Source organism: Buttiauxella sp. AC038, from assembly GCF_979253565.1.
The window spans coordinates 4,764,488-4,778,544 of sequence record NZ_CEEDCQ010000001.1; the positions used below are offsets into that span (position 1 = coordinate 4,764,488).

A 14,057-nucleotide genomic window follows, 5' to 3' on the forward strand; every position below is an offset into this window, starting at 1 on the left:
AGATGAAAAGGAGTTTACTGCGAGACGTTACGCAAAGCGTAAAAATTAAGCCGGCTTGCACCGGCTTTGGGGGACTAGATCAGGCGGCGAGCTGCTTCCACGACGATTTTCACCGCATGGCTTTCCGTTTTCTTCATGGTCTCAGCGTTCGGGATCTCTTGCTGAGTACGGTTCACAATCACACCCGCAACCATACCCGCACGCAGGCCCTGGCTTGCACACATGGTCAGAAGTGTTGCTGATTCCATCTCGTAGTTCATCACGCCCATCTGCTGCCACTCTTCCATAGAGCCTTTGTAGCGATTCACTACACGACCTGAGAAGGTGTCGTAACGCTCCTGGCCAGGATAGAAGGTATCTGAAGACGCCGTTACACCAATGTGAGTCGTTGCGCCGATAGATTTCGCGGCTTCAACCAGTGCAGTGGTACATGCAAAATCAGCAACCGCCGGGTATTCCATTGGAGCAAAGTGCAAGCTGGCACCGTCAAGGCGCACAGAAGCAGTTGTCACCAGAACATCACCAACATTGATATGTGGCTGAATTGCACCGGTAGTCCCGATACGCAGGAAAGTACGAATCCCCAGCTGTGCCAGTTCTTCCACCGCGATAGAGGTTGATGGACCACCAATACCGGTGGAACAGACGATAACTGGCTTGCCGTCTAACTCAGCACGCCAGGTAGTAAATTCACGGTGGGCAGCCAATTTGACCGGCTTATCCATCAGCACAGCGATTTTTTCAACTCGCTCAGGATCGCCCGGGACGATGGCAAGTGTTGCCCCTTGCAGATCGCTTTTAGTGAGGCCGAGGTGAAAAACATCAGACTTGGACATAACAGACTCCTGCATTGAATAGGTTGGCTTACATTGCAATGGGGGTACTGTACAGAACCCTCGCAAAGAATTTCGTGACGCATTTCACTTTGAATCAAACAAGTTACATTATTTTCAACTGAAACAGTGATGAAAATCACACTTAAATGGGTGGCGCACATAGTTCTGATATTGAGAAGAAGGCGACTAAACAATCCACCAGCAACTCGAAGAATAACGGGGAAAAGCTATAGTTATCGCACTGCGCTAATTCTGGTAAGGAGAATGCCAATGAAAGAAGAACATATAGGTAAATCACCGGGCGGGCATTTTGCGCCAGCGGCCTCCCCTCTTGCTTCAACCGTATTGCATACCCCAGATGATGCTATTCATGCAGGGGAAACCTCAATTCCTACGCAGGGCGAAAACATGCCGGCGTTCCATGCCAGACCAAAAGGGGCGGAAGGCCCACTGCCGATTGTAATCGTGGTGCAGGAAATTTTCGGTGTGCATGAACACATTCGTGATGTTTGTCGCCGCCTGGCGCTGGAAGGGTATCTGGCAATCGCGCCAGAGCTCTATTTCCGCCAGGGTGATCCCAATGAGTATGCCGATATCCCTACCCTTTTCAGCGAGCTGGTTTCAAAAGTGCCCGATGCACAGGTGCTCGCGGATCTTGATCACGTCGCTAATTGGGCGGCAAGAAACGGTGGTGATGCACATCGTTTGATGATGACAGGGTTTTGTTGGGGTGGCCGAATAACGTGGCTGTATGCCGCACACAATCCGCAGTTGAAAGCGGCTGTGGCCTGGTATGGAAAATTAGTGGGCGAAAAGACATTAAACTCCCCGCATCACCCAGTCGACATAGCAGTCAATTTGAATGCGCCAGTGCTTGGGCTTTATGGCGGGCAGGACACGGGAATTCCACAGGATACTGTGGAAACAATGCGCCATGCGTTGCGTGCCGCTAATGCCAACGCAGAAATCATCGTTTACCCGGAAGCAGGACATGCTTTTAATGCGGACTACCGCCCGAGCTATCATGCAGATTCAGCCAAAGATGGCTGGGTGCGGATGCTGGCGTGGTTTGCACGCTTTAGTGCGAAGAAGTAATGCAGTTAATTAAGGGGGAAAGATTCCCCCACTTCTTACTTTATTAAGCTTTACGCAAATTCTGCGCAGCCTTCACCATATTCGCCAGTGCCTGGCGAGTCTCCGGCCAGCCACGGGTTTTCAGGCCGCAGTCTGGGTTCACCCACAAGCGCTCTGCCGGAACGCTTTCCGCCGCTTTCTTCAGCAATGCTTCAATCCATTCCACGCTCGGTACGTTCGGTGAGTGAATGTCATATACGCCCGGCCCAATTTCATTCGGATATTCGAACTCTTTAAATGACTCCAGCAGGTCCATATCGGAACGCGAGGTTTCGATGGTGATCACGTCTGCATCCAGCGCGGCAATGGAGTCCATGATGTCGTTGAACTCGCAGTAACACATGTGCGTGTGGATTTGTGTGTCATCACGCACCACGGCGGCATTCAGGCGGAAGGCTTCCACGCCCCACTCCAGATACGCCTGCCAGTCGGAACGGCGCAGCGGTAAACCTTCGCGCAGTGCGGGTTCGTCGATCTGAATGATGCCGATGCCTGCCGCTTCGAGATCCGCCACTTCATCACGCAGCGCAAGGGCAATTTGTTTGGCGATGGTTTCACGGCTCACGTCTTCACGCGGGAATGACCAGCACAGAATCGTCACCGGGCCGGTCAGCATGCCTTTTACCGGTTTGTCAGTCAGGGATTGCGCGAACGATGCCCATTCCACAGTAATGGCTTCCGGGCGGCTGATATCACCGATGACAACCGGTGGCTTCACGCAGCGAGAACCGTAACTCTGCACCCAGCCGTTCTGAGTAAACACGAAACCGTCGAGGTGCTCACCGAAGTATTCCACCATGTCGTTACGTTCGGCTTCCCCATGCACCAGTACATCCAGCCCCAGACGTTCCTGTTCAGCAACGGCTTGTTTGATATGTTCGGCGATACCGGTGCGATAGTTATTCGCATCCAGGTTACCTTTTTTGAACTCCAGGCGCAGGCCACGAATTTCCGTCGTTTGCGGGAATGAACCGATAGTCGTCGTCGGCCAGGCCGGGAGATTAAAGCGCTGGCGCTGTGCCACGGCACGATCGGCGTAGTCACTCTGGCGTTGGCTGTCTTGCGCCGTAATGGTCGCCAGACGTTTGCCAACGGCCGCATTATGGACACGCTGTGAATGGCGGCGAGCCTGAATTGGCGCACTCCATTCAACCAGTTTTTCAGTATTGCCGCTGTTCAGGGCTTCGGTCAGCAAAGACAGTTCGGCACATTTTTGCAGCGCGAAGGCAAACCAACTCTTCACTTCAGCATCAAGACGTGTTTCAACGCTCAGGTCGATTGGGCTGTGCAGCAGAGAACAGGAAGAAGCGACCCACAGATCACGTTTACCGACGATCGCCTGCAATTGTTGATATTTTTCGCTCAGATCAGCACGCCAGACGTTACGACCATTAATCACACCGGCCGATAACAGCCAGTTGGCGGGCAGTTGCTGATGCAGCGCGTTGATATCGTCTTTACCATGGACGAAGTCGACGTGCAGACCCTGAACCGGCAGCGCCGTAATGGTGTTCAGGTTTGGCGTCACGCCTTCAAAATAAGTGGTCAGCAACAGTTTAACGTTACCAGCCAGCGCGTCGTAAGCCGGTTTGAACGCATCGAGCCATTCTTGCGGTAACTCCAGCACCAGAGCAGGCTCGTCGATCTGCACCCACTCGATGCCACGCTTTGCCAGTTCCGCCAGCACCTGCTGGTAAACCGGCAGAATATCTTGCAGCAGGCTCAGGCGGTCAAACGGCTCGCCTTTCACTTTGCCAAGCCACAGGTAAGTCACTGGCCCAAGCAGTACAGGTTTCACGTTGTGGCCAAGCGCCAGTGCTTCATCTACTTCATCCAACAGCTGTGTCCAGGTCAGTTTGAACTGCTGGCCTTTAGTGAACTCCGGCACCATGTAGTGGTAGTTAGTGTTGAACCATTTGGTCATTTCAGCGGCAGCAGCAGGCGTACCCGTTGGCGCGCGGCCACGGCCTAAACGGAACAAGGTATCTATATCGACGCTACCGTCCGCGTTCTGATGACGAGCCGGCACATTGCCAAGCAGTAAGCTGGTGGTCAGAACGTGATCGTACCAGGCGAAATCGCCCACTGGCAGCAGTTCCACGCCAGCTTCTTTTTGTTGGTCCCAGTGGCGGGCACGCAGTTCGCGGCCTACCGCCAGTAATTCTTCCTGGGTGGAGCTGCCCGCCCAGTAACTTTCTTGTGCTTTTTTCAGTTCGCGACGCAGGCCGACACGAGGGAAGCCGAGGGTGTGATTTTTTATCGTCATGTTCTTTCCTCAATATTCATTATTCGACGCATTTAGCCGTCCAGATGTTTACACATCTATAATCAACAGGTACTGTATATTCCTCAAGCGCAATTTGCTCATGCCGAATTGAAGGACTTTCATGATCGAGATTAAACATCTGCGGACGCTACAGGCGTTACGAAATTGCGGCTCTTTAGCCGCTGCGGCTGCCGCGTTGCATCAAACCCAATCGGCCCTCTCCCATCAATTCAGCGATCTGGAGCAGCGCCTGGGTTTCCGCCTGTTTGTCCGTAAAAGTCAGCCACTGCGGTTTACGCCTCAGGGCGAGGTGCTGTTGCAACTGGCTGAACAAGTGTTGCCGCAGATTAGCCGTGCGCTGCAGGCTTGCAACGAACCGCACCAGACCCAGCTTCGCATCGCCATCGAATGCCATAGCTGTATTCAGTGGCTGACGCCCGCGCTGGAAAACTTCCACAAAACCTGGCCGCAGGTGGATCTGGATTTCAAATCTGGCGTGACGTTCGACCCGCAGCCTGCACTGCAACAGAGTGAGCTGGATATCGTATTAACGTCCGACATCCTGCCGCGCAGCGGTCTGCATTATTCGCCAATGTTTGATTATGAAGTGCGCCTGGTGCTGGCAACGGATCACCCGCTGGCAAGCAAAACGCGTATTGAACCGGAAGATTTGAGCAGCGAAACGTTGTTGATTTACCCGGTGCAGCGCCAACGACTCGATATCTGGCGCCATTTCCTGCAACCCGCAGGCGTCAGCCCATCGCTGAAAAGTGTCGATAACACGCTGCTGCTGATTCAGATGGTGTCAGCCCGCATGGGGATTGCTGCGCTGCCACATTGGGTAGTGGAAAATGTTGAGCGCCAGGGTCTGGTCGTAACCAAAACCCTGGGCGAAGGACTGTGGAGCCGGTTGTACGCCGCCGTGCGCGATGGCGAGCAGCGCCAACCGGTAACGGAAGCGTTTATTCGCTCGACGCGTTCACACGCTTGCGAGCATCTGCCGTTTGTGAAGAACGCGGAGCGACCCAATGGCGATGTACCCATAGCGAAGCCATTATCACCGACCCACCAATAATAAAACTCGGCCAGTGAGGCTGTTCTTGCCAGATGGCAAGGTTAACCAGCAGCCCCGCCGGAACATGCACGTTGTTCATGATACCAAGCGTGCCCGCATCCACCTGCGTGGCGCCATAGTTCCACATAAAGTAGCCCAGCCCGGAAGCCACCACACCAAGCCACACCAGAATGCCCCATTGCAGATGAGTGGTCGGCAGTTTGTGCGGATTCCCCAACGCAAACCAGGCTGTTACAGCCACGACTGCCGCCCCGAGGTAGAACCACGAAAATGCGCAACGTTGCGGCATCGGACGCGTTTCCATCAACCGTTTGTAGCCCACCATACCGATGGCGAAGCAGATGTTTGCCGCCTGAACCAGCATCAGACCAATCCAGAAGTGATCGCTCACTTTGTCGTAGCGAATAATCGCCGCACCAACCACGGCAAGCCCGGCACTCAATGCGTAGCCCCAACGTAGCTTGTTGCCGCTGATCAAGTCATAAATCAGCGTAACGTAAAGCGGCGTCATTACCGTAAACAGCAGGAATTCTGAAACGGTGAGGTAGAGATACGCCTGGAAGCTAAACAGGTACATCACGCCGAGTTGCAGTGCGCCCACCAGCATATACAGCAGCAATGTTTTCGCGCTGTAGCCTTTAAAGCGCAGGAAAGGCAGGAACACTATCGCCGCCAGCCCGACGCGCATCAGCACTGAAAAGTAGCTGTCGACATGCCCGGCAAGGTATTCGCCAATCAGGCTAAAAGAGAAGGCCCACAGAATAGTGGTGATGATCAGTAACGGCACGATGAAGTCTCTACTACGGGAGATTAATGCTTCATTGTAGCGAAGGGAATGTGCAGAAGTTGAACTATTTGGTTGACGAGTGGTGATTAGTTCACCACTCGTTTATCACGAATCAGTCTTTGCCGAGGAACATTTTGCGCAGGTAATGCGGCACCGCGTTATCACCGTTGGTGCCGATGACTTCAAGCTCTGCCAGTAAGTCTTTCAGGCGCTGGTGAGCGTTGCCCATGATGCAGCCTTTACCCGCCATGCTAAGCATTTCCGCGTCATTCATGCCGTCACCAAAGGAAATGCAGTCTTTCAGGCCGTAGCCCATCGCTTTGGATACCGCTTCAAGCGCGTGACCTTTCGATACGCCGCCCGCCATCACTTCCAGGCAAGTCAGCGTGGAGAAACTCACATTCACGCGGTCGCCCCAGCGAGCGAGCAACGCTTGCTCAAGCGGCAGGAGTTTTTCATGTGAATCACAGGTGAAGAACACTTTGCTGACGCCATCGGCTTCCAGCAAGCCTGGTTCAAACAGGGTGTAATTGAATACCGCTTCTTTGAAATATTTCATCTCTTCCGGGCGGTGACGGTTCATAAACCACTGGTCGCCACGGTAGACGTTGGTCACGATATCTTGATTGGTTTGCACCACACCAAACAGATCCTGAGCGATGTCATGGTCAAGATCGTGGCTGAACACCAGGTTACCGTCAGTATCATGCACACGCGCACCGTTTGAGGTGATCATGTAGGCTTTGATTTCGAGGTTATCGCGGATTTGCCCCACGTCGATATGGTGGCGACCCGTTGCAAAGACGAAATGAACACCTTCAGCGGTGAGCAATTTCAGCGTTTCTTTAGCATACGGGGAGAGAGTGTGATCAGGGGACAGCAACGTGCCATCTAAGTCAGACGCAACGACATGGTACATAGGATTTGGAACCTCTGGTGTTAAATTCAGATTAATTATGCCTGTCAAAAAAGGCGATGACGGCATTCAGCGCTTCGGTCCGCATATCGTCCTTTTCGAACAGGATCTCATGATACGCACCGTTTATGACGTAAGGTGTTTCCCCCTCACAAGGGTGGCCCGCCGCGGCGCGAATCTCACAGAATTGGTCATGCGCTCGGTTATCTACGACGCGCTCCTCTTCTGCCTGCAGGATAAAAATCGGCGTGGTGATAGCAGTGGCTCCTGCTAAAACCTGTTCTCCTGCGAGTATCCCTTCTCTTACCCAGTGATTCGTTGGCCCACCCAACCGCAATGCTGGCTCATCAGCATAAAAACGCAGGTTGCGGCGGTAACGTTCACGACTATGGGTCAGGACATTAACGCTAAATGGTAATGCACGCCAGCGGCCTGTTCCGATTGCATAACCCTCACGAATACGCTGATGGCCTTCCGCCCAATCAAGAATATGGCGCACCATCCAGTCAGGCCAGCGCAAGGCAATACCAAACATCGGCGCACACAGTGCAACTGCATCAAAGCATTGTGAGTTTTTCTCAAGCCACAGCGTAATTATCGCGCCACCCATGGAATGCGCTAACGCGTAGCGTTTTCTCCAGGGACCGTTGGCGACTTCGTGCTGATAAAAGCGGTCAAAGTCGTCGACATAGTCGCTAAATTTCGCCACATGACCGCGATGTGAGTCCGAAAGCATGCGCCCGGAACGCCCTTGCCCACGGTGGTCGATGATTAAAATATCGAACCCACAATGGAAAAGGTCATAAGCCAGTTCGGCATATTTGACGTAACTTTCGATACGCCCTGGGCAAACGACAATGACCCTATCGTGATCCTGCGCGCGAAAGCGTACGTAGCGTACCGGCACTTCGTCGACGCCTGAAAATTCACACTCTTCGCGCTGCCGCCAGAAGTCCATCAGTGGACCGGTGGTGAAAGCCGCAAAGGCGTTTTCCCTGTTTGACCATCCATTTTTATGCTGAGTCATATCGCTTTTTTGTGATTCGTAGCACGCTCATCAACAATAGCGTATTGTGGCATAAAAGTGTTCGATCAGGGAATTTCACATGAGTGTTGAGTGGTGGTTAACCTATCTCGTGACCACAATAATTCTGAGTCTGTCACCCGGTTCCGGGGCAATTAATACTATGACCACCGCCATTAGCCACGGCTATCGGGGAGCTGCCGCGTCGATTGCTGGGCTGCAAACGGGGCTTGCGATTCATATCTTGCTGGTTGGGATTGGCCTGGGTGCGCTGTTCTCACACTCATTGCTGGCTTTTGAAATTTTGAAATGGGCGGGTGCCGCTTATCTTGTCTGGCTTGGTATTCAGCAATGGCGTGCCGCGGGTGCGCTGGACTTGAATACTCTGGCAACCACCCAACCACGCAGCCGTCTGTTTAAACGCGCGATTTTTGTGAACCTGACGAACCCAAAAAGCATCGTCTTTCTTGCTGCACTTTTCCCACAGTTTATCTCACCGCACCAGCCACAGGCGTTGCAGTATTTAGTGCTCGGTGTGACGACTGTAGTGGTCGATATTATTGTGATGATTGGCTATGCGGGGCTTGCAACACGTATTGCAGGCTGGATTAAAGGACCAAAGCAGATGAAAGCGTTGAATCGCGTATTTGGTTCGCTGTTTATGTTGGTTGGCGCACTGCTTGCTACAGCACGCCAGTAATATCCGTCATACTTCAAGTTGCAGGGGTGTTGGCTGCACTCACAAACCCCAGTCACTTACTCAAGTAAGCTCCTGGGGATTTGCTCCCTTGCCGCCTACCTGCAACTCGAATTATTTTGGCTTTATAAGGAAGGATTATCGGGAGATGATCAGGTGGATGCCGAATCCGGCAAACAAAACACCGGCAACACCATCAATCCATTTCGCAAGGCGCTGGTAACCCCGGCGCATTTGCGGCAATGCGAACAAGCTGGCAACCACGGTAAACCAGACGAAGGTTTCCAGAGCAATCATGACGAATAATCCCCAACGCTCGGCGCTGCCAACATCATTACTGACAAACAGTGAAAACACGCTGCCGAAATAAATGATAGCTTTTGGATTCGAGAGATTGGTCAACAGGCCCTTCAGGAAGCTGCGTCCACTGCGAGCCAGCTCAACACTGACCTCTTCAGTCGGCTTAACCGCTTCTTTTTTCAATGCACTGCGCAGCATCTGATAACCCATCCAGCACAGATACAAGCCACCGCCGACCATAATAATGCTGTGTAGCCACGCCATTTTTTCGAGGATCAGGTTAAGGCCGAGCAGCGCCACGCCAGACCAGACCATCACGCCGCCGGTAATACCCAGCACGCCCATCATGGCTTCTTTTCGGGAACGGCTAACGGCTGTCTGCGAGACAAAAAAGAAATCCGGACCAGGCGTAACCAGTGCGACAATATGCAGAACCGCCACGGTCATAAATAGCATCAACATAGGAATTAACTCGCTAGATTATTAGTTGGGGAATAACTATACGAGTTGCAGCAAAGACTGGCTACTACTCATCTTCGCCATCGACATGGCTGCGAATAAGTGCCATAAACTCGCGCCCAAAGCGCTCCAGTTTACGCGTACCCACACCGTTAACGCCTAGCATTTCACTCGGCGTAATCGGCATTTGTTCGGCCATTTCGATAAGCGTCGCGTCGTTAAACACCACATACGGCGGGATATTCTCTTCGTCGGCAATGGCTTTACGCAGCTTGCGCAATTTGGCGAACAGCTTGCGATCGTAGTTTCCGCCAAACACTTTCGGGCTGGATTTCGATTTGATTGCCACAATACGCGGCACGGCGAGCATTAAGGGTTCTTCGCCACGTAAATACGGGCGAGCCGCAGCGGTGAGCTGCAATGCGGAATGCTGGGCGATGTTTTGCGTCACCACACCGAGGTGAATCAACTGGCGGATAACGCTGACCCAATGCTCGTGGGTCTGGTCGCGGCCAATGCCATAAACCGGTAATTTGTCGTGCTGTAATTCGCGGATACGCTGGTTATTGGCACCGCGCAGCACTTCCACGACATAGCCCATACCAAAGCGTTGGTTGACGCGATAAATACAGGACAGCGCTTTTTGCGCATCCACCAGCCCGTCGTAGCGGCGCGGTGGATCGAGACAAACATCGCAATTGCCACAAGATTGCTGGCGACCTTCACCGAAGTAATTCAGCAACACCAGGCGGCGACAGGTCTGCGCTTCGGCAAACGCGCCCATTGCGTTGAGTTTATGGCGCTCAATATCCTGTAATTGCCCGACCGGTTTTTCTTCGAGGCATTTACGCAACCACGCCATATCGGCCGGATCGTAAAATAGCATTGCTTCCGCAGGTAGGCCGTCACGCCCGGCACGGCCAGTTTCCTGGTAATAGGATTCGATATTGCGCGGGATGTCGAAGTGCGCGACAAAACGCACGTTGGGTTTATTGATGCCCATACCGAATGCTACGGTCGCGACAACAATTTGCAGGTCATCACGTTGGAATTTTTCCTGCACTTCCGCACGCACCTGATGTTCAAGCCCGGCGTGATAAGCCCCGGCGCTGATACCTTTGCTTTGCAGACGAGCCGCTGTGTCTTCTACTTTGGCGCGGCTGCCACAGTAAATAATGCCGGATTTCCCACGCTGTTCTTGCACGTAGCGCATCAGCTGATCGAGAGGTTTAAACTTCTCCATCAGCATGTAGCGGATATTCGGGCGGTCAAAACTGCTGATTTGAATCAGCGGGTCGTGCAAACCAAGCAGACGAACAATGTCCGCACGCGTGGTGTCATCAGCCGTAGCCGTCAGAGCAATAAACGGTACCGTCGGCAGACGTTGGCGAAGTTGGCCTAATGCGGCATATTCCGGGCGAAAATCGTGGCCCCACTGTGAAATACAGTGCGCCTCGTCAACCGCGATCATCGACAAATGCCACTGGCTGATTTGGTCGATAAAGTTGTCCATCATCAACCGTTCCGGCGCGATGTATAACAGGCGAATCTGCCCGGTACGGCAGCCCACCATCACTTCTTGTTGCTGTTCGCGATTTTGGGTGGAGTTAAGGCTCGCGGCGGCAACGCCGTTTGCCAGCAACTGATCGACCTGGTCTTTCATCAGGGAAATCAGCGGGGAAACCACGACAGTCAACCCGCCAAACACCAGCGCCGGGATTTGATAGCACAGTGATTTGCCACCGCCTGTCGGCATGACAACCAGGCAATCGCGCCCTTCCAGCACCGTTTCGATGATGGTTTCCTGACCTGGGCGGAACTGTTGATAGCCAAAGGTATCTTGCAAAACCTGTCTGGCCAGCACTGCCTGATTAATTACTTCCGCCTGTGTCACGCTTTCCCCACCACAAAAACCGCCAATTTCTTAGAACAGATCGTTAAGCATAACGCCGACACCGAAGCGTGTCTGGTTAAAGTTGTAATCAATTAATGACTCACCGTAACCGCTGTAAAGCTGGGTATAAAGGCGCACGTGCTTAGTGACCGGATAACTAAAGCCTAATTCGCCGCCGCCATAGCCGGTATTCCAGTTGTACTGCCCTTTCATACTCAGAATCGCATCGCCAAACTGGTAGCCAACACGCAGCTGATAGTAGCCCAGGTATTTGGTGATATCCGGGTTATCGTCGGTGTCACCAATTACATACCACGGCTTCACTTCAACCATCCAGTTACCGTGCTCAGCCATCAGACGCGTGTATAAACGGTTCCAGCTGCGAGACGTTGGGTCTGAACGACCATTGGAATCGTGGTTATAACCCATCTCAACGTCGCGTAATGTCCAGCCAGCAAACGATTCATCGGTAGCAAAGCCCAGAAACACTTGTGGCTCGTAGTTTGTTTCACGGAAAGGTGAAGATTCGCCACTGTTAGACAGCTGCCACCAGGATTTCTGAGTGTATGAAGCACCCAACACTGAGTTTGGCCCCAGAATGCCGCGCCAGATAGGGAACGCGAGGCTAAGCTGGAATTTTACTTCGTCTTTGCGGGCATTATCAGACCAGTTATAACTGCGAATCGCCTCTTTATTCAGATCATCAGTCACCGTATAGATCAGATAGTTAGTTTCATACGGGTAAAGTGTGAACGGATTGTCATGTTCCAGAAGCATATTCGCAATGATGCTGCCACGCACAGCCGGTTTATCATGCACTTGCTTTATGGTCGCTTCAGCTGCGTTAGCCATAGAAGGAAGCAGGCATGCCGCCATCAGCCATCCCAGATACTTGCGCATCAATGGTGTTCTCCTGAAAGAAAAGGTTTCAAATTATTATCAGGGACACATTCTACATAGTTCTTAATCTGGACGCTCGGTCTACAGTTCTTAAAGTAGCAATCAACGATTGCGAAGCATAAAATACACAATTAATTAACATTACACCCAAGCTACTTCAAGATTCAGGTAGGCGGCAATCGAATGAATCCCGATGAGCTTACTCAAGTAAGTGATTCGGGTGAATGAGAGCAGCCAACAACCCTGCATCTTGAAGGGCGAAGGGTATGTGATTTTGTATTGATCGAGGAACGATCCATGTCTACCCCATTTTTGACCCCGGAAGCCGCTTTACAACTGGTCGGTGAAATTTTTGTCTACCACATGCCATTTAACCGTGCGCTTGGGCTGGAGCTCATCCGTTACGAGAAAGATTACGCCGAGCTTTCTTTTAATAACCAGCCGATGATGGTGGGAAACTGGGCGCAGAGTATTTTGCATGGCGGTGTCATCGCCTCATCGCTGGATGTGGCGGCAGGCCTGGTTTGTGTGGGCAGTACACTCACCCGCCACGATAGTATTAGCGAAGAAGAACTGCGCCAACGTCTCTCGAAAATGGGAACTATCGATTTACGCGTCGATTACCTGCGCCCAGGGCGTGGCCAACGTTTCACTGCCAGCAGCACTCTTCTGCGTGCAGGCCGCAAAGTAGCTGTAGCACGCGTGGAATTACACAACGAAGATCAATTGCATATCGCCAGTGCGACCGCCACCTACATGGTGGGGTGAGAAGATAAATCCTGTTACTATTTGCACACTATTCATCAACGAGTTCTTTTCATGGATGCGAAACAAACCCGTCAGGGCGTATTACTAGCACTGGCGGCGTACTTTATGTGGGGCATCGCGCCTGCTTACTTCAAATTAATCCACTATGTTCCGGCTGATGAAATCCTGACGCACCGCGTGATTTGGTCGTTCTTCTTTATGTTGATGTTAATTAGCCTTAGTCGCCAGTGGCCTCAGGTGAAGAAATCCTGTCAAAACCGCAAAAAGGTATTTGCCATGGCGCTCTCCGCAGTGCTCATCGGCGGTAACTGGCTGCTCTTCATTTGGGCAGTGAATAATAATCACATGCTGGAGGCAAGCCTGGGTTATTTCATCAACCCGCTGGTTAACGTGCTTTTGGGGATGATTTTCCTCGGTGAGCGCTTTCGCAGAATGCAGTGGGTAGCCGTGGGCCTCGCCGCTTGTGGTGTTCTGGTTCAGCTTTGGACATTCGGTTCGCTGCCAATCATCGCTCTTGGCCTCGCATTTAGCTTCGCGTTTTACGGACTGGTGCGTAAGAAAATCGCCGTTGATGCACAAACCGGCATGCTGGTTGAAACGCTTTGGCTATTGCCGATTGCGGCTATCTATTTGTTTGGCATCGCAGACAGTTCGACCAGCCATATGGGGCAAAACTTGATGTCGCTGAACTTACTGCTGATTGCGGCGGGCGTGGTAACAACGATTCCATTGCTGTGCTTCACCGCTGCAGCAACGCGCTTACGCCTCTCGACACTGGGTTTCTTCCAGTACATTGGCCCGACGTTGATGTTCCTGCTAGCAGTGACGTTCTACGGTGAAGTGATCGGTAAAGATAAGTTGCTGACGTTTGGCTTTATCTGGGCAGCACTAGCGTTGTTTATTCTTGATGCGGTTTATACGCAGCGGAACTCACGGATTGCGGCGCGCGCGGTCGCGCAGAAGTAAAAAGGGAGCCAATCGGCTCCCTTCTCATTTTCATC

Annotated in this window: 13 protein-coding genes; 5 read left to right on the forward strand and 8 right to left on the reverse strand. The window is 52.4% G+C overall.

Going from position 1 to position 14,057, the window contains the following annotated elements; genetic code table 11:
• Positions 1-74: 74 nt before the first annotated feature.
• Positions 75-836, reverse strand: a complete 762-nt coding sequence (gene udp, locus AC0IXI_RS22515) for a uridine phosphorylase (protein ID WP_034461657.1) — start codon at positions 834-836, stop codon at positions 75-77.
• 270 nt (positions 837-1,106) lie between these two features.
• Between udp and AC0IXI_RS22520 the strand changes: the two genes are divergently transcribed.
• The gene (locus tag AC0IXI_RS22520) at positions 1,107-1,931 is read left to right on the forward strand and encodes a dienelactone hydrolase family protein (RefSeq protein WP_424222481.1); all 825 of its coding nucleotides are present in this window, start codon (positions 1,107-1,109) and stop codon (positions 1,929-1,931) included.
• A 43-nt stretch (positions 1,932-1,974) separates the two neighbouring features.
• Here AC0IXI_RS22520 and metE read toward each other — a convergent pair whose 3' ends face one another.
• Positions 1,975-4,236, reverse strand: a complete 2,262-nt coding sequence (gene metE / locus AC0IXI_RS22525; protein ID WP_424222483.1) for a 5-methyltetrahydropteroyltriglutamate--homocysteine S-methyltransferase — start codon at positions 4,234-4,236, stop codon at positions 1,975-1,977.
• A gap of 121 nt (positions 4,237-4,357) precedes the next feature.
• Here metE and metR point away from each other — a divergent pair, with 121 nt between their 5' ends.
• Positions 4,358-5,311: an HTH-type transcriptional regulator MetR gene (gene metR / locus AC0IXI_RS22530; protein WP_064515221.1), complete on the forward strand. Its 954-nt coding sequence runs from the start codon at positions 4,358-4,360 to the stop codon at positions 5,309-5,311.
• On the opposite strand, the gene AC0IXI_RS22535 is transcribed toward metR, so the two are convergent.
• The 3 genes from AC0IXI_RS22535 to pldB all read right to left on the reverse strand — a co-directional run bounded on the left by AC0IXI_RS22535 (position 5,199) and on the right by pldB (position 8,041).
• The gene (locus AC0IXI_RS22535) at positions 5,199-6,098 is read right to left on the reverse strand and encodes a carboxylate/amino acid/amine transporter (RefSeq protein WP_064515219.1); all 900 of its coding nucleotides are present in this window, start codon (positions 6,096-6,098) and stop codon (positions 5,199-5,201) included. The genes metR and AC0IXI_RS22535 overlap by 113 nt on opposite strands.
• A gap of 112 nt (positions 6,099-6,210) precedes the next feature.
• Positions 6,211-7,017 carry a sugar/pyridoxal phosphate phosphatase YigL gene (gene yigL, locus AC0IXI_RS22540; protein ID WP_471683138.1) on the reverse strand — a complete coding sequence of 269 codons (807 nt, stop codon included), beginning with the start codon at positions 7,015-7,017 and terminating at the stop codon, positions 6,211-6,213.
• Positions 7,018-7,048: 31 nt separating this feature from the next.
• Positions 7,049-8,041 (reverse strand): lysophospholipase L2, encoded by a 993-nt coding sequence (gene pldB, locus AC0IXI_RS22545; RefSeq protein WP_064561634.1) that lies wholly within the window; start codon positions 8,039-8,041, stop codon positions 7,049-7,051.
• A gap of 79 nt (positions 8,042-8,120) precedes the next feature.
• On the opposite strand from pldB, the gene rhtB reads away from it, so the two are divergent.
• Positions 8,121-8,738 carry a homoserine/homoserine lactone efflux protein gene (gene rhtB / locus AC0IXI_RS22550; protein WP_471683139.1) on the forward strand — a complete coding sequence of 206 codons (618 nt, stop codon included), beginning with the start codon at positions 8,121-8,123 and terminating at the stop codon, positions 8,736-8,738.
• 135 nt (positions 8,739-8,873) lie between these two features.
• Here rhtB and rhtC read toward each other — a convergent pair whose 3' ends face one another.
• The 3 genes from rhtC to pldA form a co-directional block, all read right to left on the reverse strand.
• Positions 8,874-9,497, reverse strand: a complete 624-nt coding sequence (gene rhtC, locus AC0IXI_RS22555) for a threonine export protein RhtC (RefSeq protein WP_471683140.1) — start codon at positions 9,495-9,497, stop codon at positions 8,874-8,876.
• A 64-nt stretch (positions 9,498-9,561) separates the two neighbouring features.
• On the reverse strand, positions 9,562-11,388 hold the full coding sequence (gene recQ / locus AC0IXI_RS22560) for an ATP-dependent DNA helicase RecQ (protein WP_422569776.1): 1,827 nt from the start codon (positions 11,386-11,388) through the stop codon (positions 9,562-9,564).
• 30 nt (positions 11,389-11,418) lie between these two features.
• Entirely contained in the window at positions 11,419-12,288 is an 870-nt protein-coding gene (pldA, locus tag AC0IXI_RS22565) for a phospholipase A (protein WP_134187762.1), read from the reverse strand.
• 297 nt (positions 12,289-12,585) lie between these two features.
• On the opposite strand from pldA, the gene AC0IXI_RS22570 reads away from it, so the two are divergent.
• Positions 12,586-13,056, forward strand: coding sequence for a thioesterase family protein (locus tag AC0IXI_RS22570; RefSeq protein WP_424221737.1), 471 nt, complete (start codon positions 12,586-12,588; stop codon positions 13,054-13,056).
• Between the two features lie 51 nt (positions 13,057-13,107).
• A complete protein-coding gene (gene rarD, locus AC0IXI_RS22575) occupies positions 13,108-14,022 on the forward strand; it encodes an EamA family transporter RarD (protein WP_424221736.1) in 915 nt (304 codons plus the stop codon).
• The last annotated feature ends 35 nt before the right edge of the window (positions 14,023-14,057 follow it).

Bases quoted from the DNA above. Each gene is read 5' to 3' on its own strand.
- udp (WP_034461657.1), bottom strand. From the start codon at position 836: ATGTCCAAGTCTGATGTTTTTCACCTCGGCCTCACTAAAAGCGATCTG.
- AC0IXI_RS22520 (WP_424222481.1), top strand. From the start codon at position 1,107: ATGAAAGAAGAACATATAGGTAAATCACCGGGCGGGCATTTTGCGCCA.
- metE (WP_424222483.1), bottom strand. From the start codon at position 4,236: ATGACGATAAAAAATCACACCCTCGGCTTCCCTCGTGTCGGCCTGCGT.
- metR (WP_064515221.1), top strand. From the start codon at position 4,358: ATGATCGAGATTAAACATCTGCGGACGCTACAGGCGTTACGAAATTGC.
- yigL (WP_471683138.1), bottom strand. From the start codon at position 7,017: ATGTACCATGTCGTTGCGTCTGACTTAGATGGCACGTTGCTGTCCCCT.
- pldB (WP_064561634.1), bottom strand. From the start codon at position 8,041: ATGACTCAGCATAAAAATGGATGGTCAAACAGGGAAAACGCCTTTGCG.
- rhtB (WP_471683139.1), top strand. From the start codon at position 8,121: ATGAGTGTTGAGTGGTGGTTAACCTATCTCGTGACCACAATAATTCTG.
- rhtC (WP_471683140.1), bottom strand. From the start codon at position 9,497: ATGTTGATGCTATTTATGACCGTGGCGGTTCTGCATATTGTCGCACTG.
- pldA (WP_134187762.1), bottom strand. From the start codon at position 12,288: ATGCGCAAGTATCTGGGATGGCTGATGGCGGCATGCCTGCTTCCTTCT.
- AC0IXI_RS22570 (WP_424221737.1), top strand. From the start codon at position 12,586: ATGTCTACCCCATTTTTGACCCCGGAAGCCGCTTTACAACTGGTCGGT.
- rarD (WP_424221736.1), top strand. From the start codon at position 13,108: ATGGATGCGAAACAAACCCGTCAGGGCGTATTACTAGCACTGGCGGCG.